The 13,923-nt window shown below is 39.9% G+C and carries 12 protein-coding genes and 1 pseudogene; 11 read left to right on the top strand and 2 right to left on the bottom strand.

What is annotated here, in order from left to right:
• Positions 1 to 10 precede the first annotated feature (10 nt).
• The 8 genes from benB (at position 11) to pcaD (ending at position 7,450) form a co-directional block, all read left to right on the top strand.
• Positions 11 to 511, top strand: a complete 501-nt coding sequence (gene benB, locus Q9Q86_RS05240; RefSeq protein WP_039047310.1) for a benzoate 1,2-dioxygenase small subunit — start codon at positions 11 to 13, stop codon at positions 509 to 511.
• 70 nt (positions 512 to 581) lie between these two features.
• A complete protein-coding gene (benC, locus tag Q9Q86_RS05235) occupies positions 582 to 1,598 on the top strand; it encodes a benzoate 1,2-dioxygenase electron transfer component BenC (protein ID WP_039047309.1) in 1,017 nt (338 codons plus the stop codon).
• A 17-nt stretch (positions 1,599 to 1,615) separates the two neighbouring features.
• A complete protein-coding gene (locus tag Q9Q86_RS05230) occupies positions 1,616 to 2,401 on the top strand; it encodes a 1,6-dihydroxycyclohexa-2,4-diene-1-carboxylate dehydrogenase (protein WP_005402611.1) in 786 nt (261 codons plus the stop codon).
• Positions 2,402 to 2,440: 39 nt separating this feature from the next.
• Entirely contained in the window at positions 2,441 to 3,673 is a 1,233-nt protein-coding gene (benE, locus tag Q9Q86_RS05225; RefSeq protein ID WP_039047308.1) for a benzoate/H(+) symporter BenE, read from the top strand.
• An 18-nt stretch (positions 3,674 to 3,691) separates the two neighbouring features.
• Positions 3,692 to 4,375 (top strand): 3-oxoacid CoA-transferase subunit A, encoded by a 684-nt coding sequence (locus Q9Q86_RS05220; protein ID WP_039047307.1) that lies wholly within the window; start codon positions 3,692 to 3,694, stop codon positions 4,373 to 4,375.
• Between the two features lie 10 nt (positions 4,376 to 4,385).
• A complete protein-coding gene (locus Q9Q86_RS05215; RefSeq protein WP_039047306.1) occupies positions 4,386 to 5,039 on the top strand; it encodes a 3-oxoacid CoA-transferase subunit B in 654 nt (217 codons plus the stop codon).
• A 411-nt stretch (positions 5,040 to 5,450) separates the two neighbouring features.
• Positions 5,451 to 6,677 carry a 3-oxoadipyl-CoA thiolase gene (pcaF, locus tag Q9Q86_RS05210; RefSeq protein WP_112986522.1) on the top strand — a complete coding sequence of 409 codons (1,227 nt, stop codon included), beginning with the start codon at positions 5,451 to 5,453 and terminating at the stop codon, positions 6,675 to 6,677.
• Positions 6,677 to 7,450, top strand: a complete 774-nt coding sequence (pcaD, locus tag Q9Q86_RS05205) for a 3-oxoadipate enol-lactonase (protein ID WP_112986523.1) — start codon at positions 6,677 to 6,679, stop codon at positions 7,448 to 7,450. Before pcaF ends, pcaD begins: the two co-directional genes overlap by 1 nt.
• 13 nt (positions 7,451 to 7,463) lie before the next feature.
• Here the strand turns inward: pcaD and Q9Q86_RS05200 are convergent.
• A pseudogene (locus Q9Q86_RS05200) lies at positions 7,464 to 8,176 on the bottom strand (IS5 family transposase).
• Positions 8,177 to 8,456: 280 nt separating this feature from the next.
• Between Q9Q86_RS05200 and Q9Q86_RS05195 the strand changes: the two are divergent.
• The 3 genes from Q9Q86_RS05195 (at position 8,457) to Q9Q86_RS05185 (ending at position 12,476) form a co-directional block, all read left to right on the top strand.
• Positions 8,457 to 9,821, top strand: a complete 1,365-nt coding sequence (locus Q9Q86_RS05195) for an aromatic acid/H+ symport family MFS transporter (RefSeq protein ID WP_099948643.1) — start codon at positions 8,457 to 8,459, stop codon at positions 9,819 to 9,821.
• A gap of 52 nt (positions 9,822 to 9,873) precedes the next feature.
• Positions 9,874 to 11,127 carry an OprD family outer membrane porin gene (locus Q9Q86_RS05190; RefSeq protein WP_112987584.1) on the top strand — a complete coding sequence of 418 codons (1,254 nt, stop codon included), beginning with the start codon at positions 9,874 to 9,876 and terminating at the stop codon, positions 11,125 to 11,127.
• A 176-nt stretch (positions 11,128 to 11,303) separates the two neighbouring features.
• Positions 11,304 to 12,476 carry an iron-containing alcohol dehydrogenase gene (locus Q9Q86_RS05185; RefSeq protein ID WP_004911209.1) on the top strand — a complete coding sequence of 391 codons (1,173 nt, stop codon included), beginning with the start codon at positions 11,304 to 11,306 and terminating at the stop codon, positions 12,474 to 12,476.
• A gap of 223 nt (positions 12,477 to 12,699) precedes the next feature.
• Here the strand turns inward: Q9Q86_RS05185 and Q9Q86_RS05180 are convergent, their stop codons facing one another.
• A complete protein-coding gene (locus Q9Q86_RS05180; protein ID WP_004911210.1) occupies positions 12,700 to 13,881 on the bottom strand; it encodes a hypothetical protein in 1,182 nt (393 codons plus the stop codon).
• Positions 13,882 to 13,923 lie beyond the last annotated feature (42 nt).

Here is a 13,923-nt window from a genome sequence, read left to right as displayed (position 1 = left end):
AAGATGCCAAATGAACACAACAACTCAAGCAACTTTAGAAAATATTGCTCAGTTTCTTTATCGTGAAGCACGTTTTCTAGACGATGAACAATGGGATGAATGGTTAAGTTGTTATTCACCAGAGGCTTCTTTTTGGATGCCTGCATGGGATGACGACGATCAGTTAACTGAAGATCCACAGTCTGAAATTTCATTGATTTATTACCCAAACCGTCAAGGTTTAGAAGATCGTGTATTTCGTATTAAAACTGAACGCTCATCAGCAACGATGCCAGATACACGGACCAGCCACAATATTAGCAATATTGAGGTGCTCGAACGTGATGGAGACAAAGTCACCGTTCGGTTTAATTGGAACACATTGAGTTTTCGCTACAAAACCAACTACAGCTATTTCGGTATGTCTCGTTATGTGATCGATTTTTCTAACGAACAACCAAAAATCATCAGCAAATATGTGGTGTTAAAGAACGATTATATCAATCAAGTGATTGATATCTATCATCTCTAATCAGTAAGCCCAGCCAAATGGAATTTTGGTTGGGTAAGCGAGATCAAAATTTTTAAATAGGATGATTGCCATGTCTTACCATAATGTAGCACTTCAATTTGAAGATGGTGTGACCCGTTTTATTACAGTTACACAAGGTGAAACTTTATCTGACGCAGCCTATCGTCAGAAGATCAATATCCCTTTGGATTGCCGAGATGGTGCATGTGGTACATGTCGTGCATTCTGTGAATCTGGTAGTTATAACATGCCAGAAGAAACTTATATCGAAGATGCTTTAACACCAGAAGAAGCTGAACAAGGCTACATACTTGCTTGCCAGTGTCGCCCTACTTCGGATGCAGTTTTCCAAATTCAAGCATCATCTGATGTTTGTAAAACTGAAATTCATAGCTTTCAAGGCACTTTATCACGTGTCGAAAACCTATCTGACTCAACAATTACATTTGATATTCAACTAGATGATGGTCAACCTGAAATTCACTTCTTAGCTGGTCAATATGTAAATGTCGGTATTCCAGGAACATCTGAAACACGTTCATATTCATTTAGTTCAAAACCAGGCAATCGTTTAACCGGTTTTGTGGTGCGTAATGTCCCAAATGGTCAAATGAGCGAATTTTTGAGTAAGAATGCAAAAGCTGGTGACAAAATGCACTTCACAGGTCCATTTGGAAGCTTCTACTTACGTCATGTCACTAGACCCGTTTTGATGCTCGCAGGTGGAACTGGTATTGCCCCATTTATGTCAATGCTTCAAGTACTTGAAGAAAAGGGGTCAGAACACCCTATTCGTTTAGTTTTCGGTGTGACAAATGACTTTGATCTTGTCGCAATAGAAAAGTTAGATGAATTGCAAAGTAAGTATCCTTGGTTTGAATATCGAACGGTTGTTGCACATCCTGAAAGTCAACATGAGCGCAAAGGCTATGTAACAGGTCATATTGAAAATGATTGGCTTAACAATGGTGATGTTGACGTATACCTCTGTGGGCCAGTACCAATGGTTGAAGCTGTTCGTAGTTGGTTAGATCAAGAAGGAATTAAACCTGCCAATTTCTTATTTGAAAAATTTTCTGCAAATTAATCAAATCGGAGATCAGCATGATATTTCAAGATAGATTTAAGAACAAAATCGTCATCGTAACGGGTGCTGCTCAAGGGATTGGACGTAGCGTTGCAATTCGGGTAGCCGCTGAAAATGGATATGTGGTTTTAGCCGATCGTTCAGAGTTGGTCGATGAAGTTGCTTCAGAAATCCGTAGCACAGGTGGTCATGCAATCACAGTACAAGCTGATTTAGAGCGCTATGACGGTGCCCAAGCTGTTGTAGACAAAGCGATTCATGAGTTTGGCCGAGTAGATGTACTCATCAATAATGTTGGCGGTGCGATCTGGATGAAACCCTTTGATGAATTTAGCGAAGAGCAAATTATCAAGGAAATCAATCGTTCTCTGTTTCCAACTTTATGGTGTTGTCGTGCAGCTCTACCTGAAATGTTGAAGCATCAATATGGGGTCATCGTCAACGTATCGTCTATCGCTACCCGTGGTATCAATCGTATTCCATATTCGGCAGCTAAAGGTGGTGTAAATGCACTTACCGCATCGTTGGCTTTTGAGCATGCCAAAAATGGCATCAGAGTGAATGCGATTGCTACGGGTGGAACAGACGCTCCACCACGTAAAGTACCTCGTAATTCAGCTCCACTTAGCGAAGATGAAAAAGTTTGGATGCAACAGGTTGTAGATCAAACCAAAGAAAGAAGTCTGATGGGACGATATGGAACTATCGATGAACAGGTAAATGCCATTCTCTTTCTAGCATCTGAAGAGTCGTCTTATATGACTGGCAGTGTAATTGCAGTTGGTGGTGGTGATCAGGGGTAATTCTGATCTAAACAGCAGGAAATCTTGCAAGGAGGCGCTATGACTAACCTGTTGACGAGTTTAAAAAATGATTGGTCTATTTCAGCAACTATTGCAGGATTTTTAGCGGTTCTGATTTCATATTCTGGTCCGCTTATTATCTTTTTCCAAGCAGCACAAAAAGCAAATATCTCAACAGAAATGATGATTTCATGGATTTGGGGCATATCAATTGGTGCTGCTGTTGCTGGAATCTATCTTTCAATTCGTTATAAAACCCCTGTCATCACAGCATGGTCAGCTCCTGGTACGGCATTATTGGTTTCACTGTTTCCAAATATCTCTTTGAATGAAGTTGTTGCAGCTTATATCACTTCAGCGATTGTCATTTTTATAGTTGGAGCGACAGGATATTTTGACAAATTGCTGAAATGGATTCCTCAAGGAATCGCAGCAGGCATGATGGCAGGAATTTTATTTCAATTTGGGCTCGGATTATTTGTAGCAACGGATTCCATGCCTTTGATCATTTTCAGCATGTTGCTTTGTTATTTATTAGCAAAACGATATTCACCTCGTTATACCATGCTGTGGGTTTTGTTGTGTGGTGTTTCACTCAGCTTAATTTTGGGAAAAATGAATCCTGTTGAAATGCAGTTTAGTTTTGCTATTCCTCATTTCATTTATCCAGAATGGACTTGGCACTCTACATTAAACTTGGCTTTACCTTTAATTCTTGTGAGTCTGACAGGACAGTTTTTGCCAGGTATGGCAATTATGAAACTGAGTGGCTATGACACCCCTGCTAAACCGATTATTACAGCATCAAGCATCGCTTCACTCGCAGTCGCATGTGTAGGTGGAATTACGATTGTACTTGCTGCAATTACTGCTGCTCTATGTATGGGTAAAGATGCTCATGAACTCAAAGAGAAGCGTTATATCGCAGGTATTGCGAACGGTATTTTCTATATTTTAGGTGGCTTATTTGCTGGCAGTATTGTCATGCTCTTCAGCCTTCTTCCCAAAGAACTCATCGCAGCTTTAGCAGGATTAGCTCTGCTTGGGGCGATTGGGACAAATGTCATGATTGCGATGAAAGATGATCATCAGCGCGATGCAGCATTAATCACATTTCTTGCAACAGTTTCAGGAATGCACTTTCTTGGACTTAGCTCAGTTTTTTGGGGCATCTGTATCGGTGTTATTGCCCAGATTCTTTTAAATCCTCACACCCACCCAAATACTGTGATGACCCAGTCATCTTCTGAAAAACAGATCAGCAAGACTTGATTGTAGGATGAATTTATTATGATCGACAAATCACAAGCTTCACTAGTTGAAGCACTCTCCCAAATCCAAGATGGCTCAACCATCATGATTGGTGGTTTTGGAACCGCAGGACAACCTGCTGAACTCATCAATGCTCTGATTGAACTCGGGGTTAAAGACCTTGTCATCGTCAATAACAATGCAGGCAATGGCGATTATGGTCTTGCCAAACTCCTAAAAACAGGTGCAGTCCGTAAAATCATCTGCTCTTTCCCACGTCAGTCTGATTCATGGGTGTTCGATGAACTCTACCATGCAGGCAAGATCGAATTAGAACTCGTCCCACAAGGCAATCTCGCTTGCCGTATCCAAGCTGCTGGGATGGGATTAGGGGCGGTATTTACACCCACTGGCTTCGGAACATTATTGGCAGAAGGCAAAGAAACCCGTCATATCGATGGCAAAGACTATGTACTGGAATATCCCATTAAAGCTGACTTTGCCTTAATCAAAGCTCACAAAGGCGATCGTTGGGGCAATTTAGTTTTTAATAAGTCGGCACGTAACTTTGGACCAATCATGGCCATGGCTGCAGATGTCACCATCGCTCAAGTCTCTGAAGTAGTAGAACTCGGTCAGCTTGATCCTGAACACATTATTACCCCAGGGATTTTTGTCCAGCATGTGGTTGCTGTTAAAGCAACATCACCTGTTGCGCAATAAGGAGAATAACATGAGCTATCAAAAACTCAGCCGTGATCAAATTGCAGAACGTGTTGCACAAGATATTCCTGATGGTGCTTATGTCAATTTAGGTATTGGCTTACCGACCAAGATTTCAAATTACTTACCAGCCGATAAAGATGTCTTTCTACATTCTGAAAATGGTTTATTGGCATTTGGCCCACCACCAGCCAAAGGTGAAGAAGATCCTGAGCTGATTAATGCAGGCAAAGAATATGTGACCATGCTCACTGGGGGATGCTTTTTCCATCATGGTGATTCCTTTGCCATGATGCGTGGTGGTCATCTGGATATTGCGGTACTCGGTGCGTTCCAAGTCGCAGCCAACGGTGATCTTGCCAATTGGCATACGGGTGCAGCCGATGCGATTCCTGCTGTGGGTGGTGCAATGGATTTGGCTGTAGGTGCAAAGAAAGTGTTTATCACCACCGATCATGTCACCAAACAAGGTGAACCGAAGATTGTTGAAACCTTATCTTATCCTGCAACGGGTCTGAAATGTGTTGATCGTATCTATACCGATCTGTGTGTGATTGATGTGACCACAGAAGGTTTAAAAGTGATTGAGAAAGTGGATGGTCTAAGCTTTGAAGAGCTGCAGGCTTTGACGGGTGCTCAATTGATTGATGCGACACAGGGTTAATGTTTACCAGCAACTAATTACGGGTTAAAGCAAAAGCTTTTTGTATAGGCGGCATCTTACTTTTTAAGGATAAAAAGTAACAAAAATCCTTTGTTACTCAGACACAACATCCGTGTTGTGCTGAGTAACGAGGCGACATCCATGTCGCCACCGCGAAATACTGATTGGAATGATTTAAATGCAGTTTTTTACTCACTTATATTTAGATTTTTTCCCGTAGTTAACTATCGTGACAGGCGACATGGATGTCGCCCGTTGGACAGGGAGGCAAGGAAGTCTCCTCTGTTCAACAATGGGTTTTGTCACTTTTGCCCTGTCAAAAGTGAGGCATTGCCTACGCAAAGGAAGTATGACTGAACCCGTAATTTGTGGCAGTGGTCCCAACAGATTGAAATATGGAAGTGTAAGACTATGAAAAATGCATACATCATTGATGCGATTCGTACCCCATTCGGTCGTTATGCAGGTGGTTTAGCCCCTGTACGTGCAGATGACCTTGGTGCAGTTCCAATTCAAGCCTTAATGCAACGTAATCCAACGGTCGATTGGCAACAGGTGGATGATGTGATCTATGGCTGTGCCAATCAAGCGGGTGAAGACAACCGTAATGTGGGACGTATGTCCGCATTATTGGCTGGCTTGCCGTATCAAGTCCCTGCAACCACAGTGAACCGTTTATGTGGTTCATCCTTAGATGCGATTGCCATGGCTGCACGTGCGATTAAAGTAGGTGAAGCAAATCTCATCATTGCGGGTGGTGTCGAGAGTATGAGCCGTGCACCCTATGTGATGGGTAAATCGGACAGTGCTTTTGGTCGTAGTCAAAAGATTGAAGACACCACCATGGGATGGCGTTTTATCAATCCAAAGCTCAAAGAAATCTATGGTGTAGACACCATGCCACAAACTGCGGAAAACGTGGCAGAGCAATTTAAGATTAATCGGATCGATCAAGACCAGTTTGCCCTAAACAGCCAACAACGGACTGCAGCAGCACAAGCCAAAGGCTTTTTTAAACAAGAAATCGTTCCAGTCACGATCCCACAACGTAAAGGTGATGTGGTCGTGATTGATACCGATGAACACCCACGTGCATCGACCACGATTGAAGCATTGACCAAACTCAAAGGTGTGGTGAAAGCAGATGGCACAGTCACTGCGGGTAACGCTTCAGGCATTAATGATGGTGCAGCAGCACTATTGATAGCCTCAGATGATGCGGTTGCTCAATACCAACTTAAGCCACGTGCCAAAATCATTGCAGCCACTACGGTGGGTGTTGAACCCCGCATTATGGGTTTTGCCCCTGCGCCTGCAATCAAAAAGTTACTGAAACAAGCCAATCTGACCTTAGAACAAATGGATGTGATTGAGTTAAATGAAGCCTTTGCAGCTCAAGCTCTAGCGGTGACTCGTGATTTAGGCTTGTCAGATGATGATGCGCGTATCAATCCGAATGGTGGTGCGATCGCTTTAGGTCATCCACTCGGTGCATCGGGTGCGAGATTAGTGACCACAGCGCTGAACCAACTTGAACAGATCAAGGGGCAATATGCTTTGTGTTCGATGTGTATCGGTGTGGGTCAAGGTATTGCTTTGATTATTCAGCGTGTTGATCTAGATACAGGAGAACAGTAATGCCGATGTTTCAATCCGCAGATGTCATGATTCATTATCAGACCTTTGGTGATGCAAATGCCCCTGCTCTGGTATTCTCCAATTCCCTAGGTACGAATTTTGGGATGTGGCAACAGCAGTTTAATTTTTTTAAAGATCGCTTTTTTGTGATTTGTTATGACACTCGTGGTCATGGTTCATCTTCTACTCCAACTGGTCCTTACACTTTGCAGCAGTTAGGTGAAGATGTGATTGCTTTACTAGATCATTTGAAGATTGAAAAAGCCGCCTTTTGTGGAATTTCAATGGGTGGACTAACTGGACAATGGTTAGCGATTCATTATCCATCGCGTTTTAGTCATGTGATTGTTGCCAATACAGCAGCGAAGATTGGACAGGAACAAGAATGGCAAGATCGTGCCGAACTGGTACGAAAGCAAGGTTTAGAACCAATTGCTGCAACCGCAGCATCTCGTTGGTTTACCGATCCCTTTCTCCAAAGTCATCCTTCAGTTGTTAGCCACCTATGTAACGACTTAAGTGCTGGCAGTGCACTGGGCTATGCCAATTGTTGTGAGGCTTTGGCTAAAGCGGATCTTCGTGATGAACTAAAACAAATCATGATACCTGTTTTAATTATTGCAGGAACTCATGATCCTGTGACCACAGTTACAGATGCTGAATGGATGTTGCAACACATACCAAAGGCTCAGTTGGTTGAAATTAATGCTTCGCATATTTCAAACGTTGAAGCGCCTGTTGTGTTTAATCAGTATATAAATCAATTTATCTAGGGTCTGTTGAGAATTACCGAGAGTTAATTACACTCGCGCACAATTGAATCATGGCTTCAAAACTCGTATCTGTTTTACAACTACGCATCGCTATACGTTTAAATTCTTTTAACTTACAGAAATAGTTTTCAATGAGATGACGCCATTTATACATAGTCGTATCAAATGCTCTCATTACTTTTCGATTAGATTTGGGTGGGATCACCACTTTCACTTTACGTTCATTGAGTTCTTGGATGAGCCAATCTGCATCAAATGCTTTATCAGCTAGTAATGCTTGAAAATCAACATCTTCAATTAAAGGTTTGGTTTCTACTAAATCGTGATATTGACCAGGCATTAATCGAAACTTAATGAGGTTGCCTAGACTATCCACTAAGGCAAGAATTTTACAGGTCATTCCACCTCGAGATTTACCTATAGACTGTTTGAAAGTCCCCCTTTTGCACCTTGCCCATGTCGATGAACTTTAACAATCGTTCCATCAATCATGGCGTATTCCAAATCAACATCTTCATTTACAGATGCAAAAATAGTTTCAAATACACCAGCTTTAACCCAGTCACGGTATCTTTTAAAGACGGTATTCCATTTACCAAAATGAGCAGGTAGATCACGCCATGGACTGCCTGTACGGGCAATCCATAGGACTGCTTCTAAAAATAATCGATTATCTTTTCCACTACGACCTCGATCGGTCACTTTACCTAGGCAAAAAGGTTCCATTTTTGCCCATTGGGCATCAGTAAGTATGTATCTATCCATAGTACTATTATAAATTAATCAGTAGTCTTTGTTAATTCTCAACAAGCCCTAATATACCTATTGTTATAAAAAAGCAGAGTATAAAAATACTCTGCTTTTTGTCGTCAAAAATTTAGATAGAAAATAATAAATTCAATACCTTAAAGACATAAAGATATATCAATTTAGTTTTTGACTGAATCTCCATAACAAAATAGTTTAAACATTAATAAAACAAAGCTTCACAAATTGGAGGTGAAGGATGTATATGGAAAAAGTAAATATCAATGAAACAATTGATAATGCCAAATTTAGTTTATTTCATTGGAAGGTTTTAGTTTGGTGTTTACTAATTATTATTTTCGACGGCTATGATTTGGTTATTTACGGTGTTGCATTACCATTATTAATGCAGCAATGGTCATTAACGGCTGTTCAAGCAGGATTATTAGCAAGTGCTGCCCTATTTGGAATGATGTTTGGTGCAATGATATTCGGTACATTATCAGATCGTTTAGGAAGAAAGAAAACCATCATGATCTGTGTCACTTTATTTAGTGGTTTTACATTTCTAGGGGCTTTTGCAACCAATCCCGTTGAATTTGCAATTTTAAGATTCATAGCAGGATTAGGTATAGGCGGCGTAATGCCAAACGTTGTTGCATTAATGACGGAATATGCACCTAAAAAAATTCGAAGTACTTTAGTCGCAATTATGTTTAGTGGCTATGCTATTGGCGGTATGACTTCAGCATTATTAGGTGCTTGGTTAGTCAAAGATATGGGATGGCAAATCATGTTCCTGATTGCAGGGATTCCATTGTTAATGTTGCCTATCATTTGGAAATTCCTACCTGAGTCATTGGCATTTCTGATCAAATCTGGAAAGGAAGAACAAGCTAAACAGATCATCAATAAGCTGTTACCTACACGAGACATTCATCAAAATACTCAATTGGTTTTCAATGAAAATATTCATCATGAAGCACCAGTAAAAGCCCTTTTCCAAGATGGTCGTGCATTTAGTACATTCATGTTTTGGATCGCTTTCTTTATGTGCCTATTAATGGTGTACGCATTGGGAAGTTGGTTACCTAAATTGATGTTGCAAGCAGGATATTCTTTAGGCGCAAGTATGCTGTTCTTATTTGCATTGAACATTGGCGGTATGGTTGGTGCAATTGGAGGCGGTGCTTTAGCAGATCGATTCCATTTAAAACCAGTCATTACCTCAATGTTTGTAATCGGAGCTGCTGCCTTAATACTATTAGGATTCAACAGTCCTCAAATTGTTCTCTATAGCTTAATTGCTTTAGCAGGTGCAGCAACGATTGGTTCACAAATTCTTCTATATACTTTCGTCGCACAATTTTATCCAACTACTGTTCGCTCAACAGGTATGGGCTGGGCATCAGGTATCGGCCGTATAGGTGCAATCATTGGGCCTGTACTTACAGGTGCATTGCTCACTTTTGAACTACCTCATCAAATGAACTTCTTAGCAATCGCAATTCCAGGTGTGATTGCTGCATTTGCGATCTTCCTTGTCAATCTTAAAGTCGCGGTCAATGTACCTGAAAGTTCAAAATCAACTCTTCAAACACAAGCTTCAGTCAACCAGCAATAAGTAATATTGCGCCGAGGATTGGCGCAACTCAATTCAAAATGGAAATTAAAAAATGCATACATTTAAATGTAATAAGCTTATTTTGTCTTCTATTTCACTCCTAGGTGGATTAGTTTCAACTTCACTTTGGGCTGATAATGTAAGCGCTAAAGAAGAATGGAAATTTACCTTAAAAAATGCCTACATCAATCGTAATTTTGAGAATGAAGCACTGAAGGATACTGGAAGTTGGTCTCAAGCTGTCTCTTTGTTTTATAACTCACGAATGCTTGAGACACCATTAAGTATTGCCGAAAAACCTTTGACAATCGGTGTCGATGCTTCCGTTCAATATGCTGTTAGATTAAGTTCAGATAAACATGTGGCTGATACAGTATTACCATTTGATAAAGTGACTCAATCACAAGCTTCCGATTATTTAAAACACGGCGCCACATTAAAATTGGGTTATAACCGAACCTTGTTGAGTATTGGTGAGCTTTGGTTAGACTTACCTGTTACTGCCGTAGATACCAGTCGTCAGCTCTTAACATCTTATTGGGGTGCAAACCTTAAGTCACAATTAACTGATCAACTTTACGCAGAAATAGGTCGTGTTGAAAAAGTATCCCCTCGTAATGAAGAAGATTTTCGTAAATTCTCTTTTACTTCAAATGGAAAGACAGAATACTCAGATGGCTTAAATTATATTGATTTACGCTATCAGTTCTCCCCTGATTTAAAGGGAGAATATTATTATGGCAACATGGAGGATTTATACAATAAACATTATTTGGGTTTAGAGCATAATTTGAAAGGAAAAAATTATGTGCTTAATTCGAAATTTAAATATTTTAATGCTCAAGAAGATGGAAATAATTTTAATATTGATGCACAAAATATTGGTTTATTAGAAATATTGAAAGTAAATAATCATACTTTTGGTTTAGGCTATCAGCAAATTATTGGTGAATCTGCCTACCCATTACCAGATGGTTTTCTTCCTGAAACATATTTCATTAATTGGAATGCTACAGGTTTCTTTAAAAAAGATGAAAAATCATATCATTTTATTTATGGTTATAATTTTAAAGATTATATTCCTGGTTTTAATGCAGCCGTAAAATATGTTTATGGTGAGAATTTTGAAACGACTGATGGTAAAAAAAATCATGAAAGTGAGTCTAATATTATCTTGAACTATGCTTTTCAACAGCCCTATCTCAAAGGTTTAGCATTGCAATATATTCGAATTGATTATGATGTGAAGCATGGAAATGATTTTGGTGAGGATCGCATGTTTGTAAACTACACTCATAAATTCTAAAGACTTAAACTTAGTATAGGGATACTCAACTTTATGTAGCGTATCCCTTTTATTTTTAAAACAATATTTTGGTAGGTATTTGGTAGGTAGGAAATTTTTTTAAGCACTCCATACTAAGTTCAAGGTGTAACTCACCTGAATAACAAACAATGGAAAATGGAAGAAGGAATCACTCCATGGCTTTTAAAAATATTGCAGATCAAACAAACGGTTTTTATATCCCTTGCGTTTCTCTCTTTGGTCCAGGCTGTGCAAAAGAGATTGGAACGAAAGCACAAAATCTCGGTGCAAAAAAAGCATTAATCGTTACAGACGAAGGTCTATTTAAATTTGGTGTAGCAGATACTATTTCAGGATATTTGAAAGAAGCTGGTGTAGATAGCCACATCTTTCCAGGTGCAGAGCCTAACCCAACAGATATTAATGTTCACAACGGTGTTAAAGCCTACAACGACAATGGATGTGATTTTATCGTTTCATTAGGTGGCGGTTCATCACACGATTGTGCAAAAGGGATTGGTCTTGTAACTGCTGGCGGCGGACATATTCGTGATTATGAAGGAATTGATAAAAGTACAGTTCCGATGACTCCCTTGATTGCAATCAATACTACAGCAGGTACAGCCTCAGAAATGACGCGTTTCTGCATCATTACCAACACGGATACTCATGTCAAAATGGCAATTGTAGACTGGCGTTGTACACCTCTTATTGCAATTGATGACCCTAAGCTTATGGTTGCAAAACCTGCAGGTTTAACGGCAGCTACAGGAATGGATGCATTAACTCATGCCGTCGAAGCTTATGTCTCTACTGCTGCAAATCCAATTACAGATGCCTGTGCTGAGAAAGCCATTACTATGATCAGTCAATGGTTACGCCCTGCTGTAGCCAATGGTGAAAATATCGAAGCACGCGATGCAATGAGCTATGCACAATATCTAGCGGGTATGGCATTTAATAATGCATCTCTAGGTTATGTCCATGCAATGGCACATCAGCTTGGTGGGTTCTACAATCTTCCTCATGGCGTATGTAATGCGGTGCTTTTACCACATGTTTGCGAATTTAATTTAATCGCTTGCCAAGATCGTTATGCAAAAATTGCAGAATTAATGGGCGTTAATGTTGAAGGTTTCACTGAAACAGAAGCTGCATTTGCCGCAATTGATGCAATTCGTGAACTCTCATCATCAATTGGCATCCCATCAGGATTAACCGAACTTGGTGTAAAAACTGAGGACTTGGCAATAATGGCTGAAAATGCTCAAAAAGATGCATGTATGCTGACCAACCCACGTAAAGCAACACATGCTCAAGTTGTAGAAATTTTTAAAGCTGCTTTATAAAGCTTTCCTCTCAAAAGTAAGCCAGAACTCCGAGACTTGGCTTACTTTTTTGTGGGAATATTAAAATGGTTATATTCCCACTTTTTTTATATAAATTAAAATTCAAAGTAAACAATGATTTATTTAATTTTTTGATCTTTCTACAGAATATCGAGTTCTTTTTCAGGCAAAGCAAATTTCATTTTTTAATTAACGCTAGATAATTCTAATCTCAAATATTCAATCAATATACGTCTTTAAACTTACTCAAAGATAAACGTGCAGGATGTTCGCTCGGGAACAATTCCATTAGACGTTCTACAGCATCGATTGCTTCTGGGAAATGGGCCACATGTTTAAGGAGTAGGTCTGTTTCTTTAGTTTTGAAAATCGCATCACTTAAACGAGACTCAAGACAATCACGCCATGCACATAAAAATGGACTTTCAGTTTTAGCGAGGAAAACACCTTTATATAATTGAAGTGCAGACGCGACATAACCTGCATCTAAAGCCTGCTCTGCTGACAGAAAATCAGCTTCAACATCAGCCAGTAGACGATATGGGCGAGAACCCAACATACCACCTAAAATATCCCGTAGTTGAGACATTTCTGCTTTGAGCGTACCGATACTCACCTTACGCTCACCATATAATGCTTGATGTAAATTTTCTAAATTCAAGCCATTTGGACATAAGGCTAAAATGACTAATATCTCGACCTGTCTTGGAGTTAATACTAATGATTTATGGTTAAAAATAATTTGAGGCGTGGCAAAGGCACGAATATATAAACGTTGGCGCTGTTGTTCGATTAAAGCAGTTTGAATAATAGATGCACATCGTTCAGCAGCTAATACACCAAGTGTATTGTGTTTTTTCCATGTCGTAGATAAATCAACGACACCCAATACCTGTTTTGAATACGGGTCTAAAATTGGTGCTGCATAGCACACCCAATCATGAATAGACTCCATGTAATGTTCATTTGAGAACACACAACTTGATTGTTGAGTTTTTAAAGAAAGTGCTAGAGCATTGGTTCCGACCATATCTTCAGCCCACTGCCCACCTGCAATAAAATGCACTTTTTCAGCTGCACTTTGCATTTGATTACTAGATGCAGTCCAAATAATCGTACTTCCAACGTCACCTACCGCGATAACCATTGAGGATTGTTCTGCAATATGACTTAGTTCATCGGAACAGGTTTCAAGTGCTAGGTCCAAACTGCTTTTGTTCTTTTTATTTTGACTTAATAGTGGTGCAGCTAAGCGTTCTTTAGGAATTGAGGACGAAACAGATCGCTGCCATGAACTCGCAATACTTTGACCAAGTTTTTCAGCATTTTGTGGCGACAGACTACTTTGTTTTTTTAGCTGATCAACGGACGAACGATGTTGCAATAACTCTTGTTTTGTAAACATTTGTGTATCCCTCACACTTGATCATGGTTTCCAACCTTTCTC

The organism is Acinetobacter sp. A22, from assembly GCF_030913345.1.
Taxonomy (GTDB): Bacteria; Pseudomonadota; Gammaproteobacteria; order Pseudomonadales; family Moraxellaceae; genus Acinetobacter; species Acinetobacter junii.
Note: the sequence above shows the minus strand (reverse complement) of the source record. Positions and strands in the feature narration are given on the sequence as shown.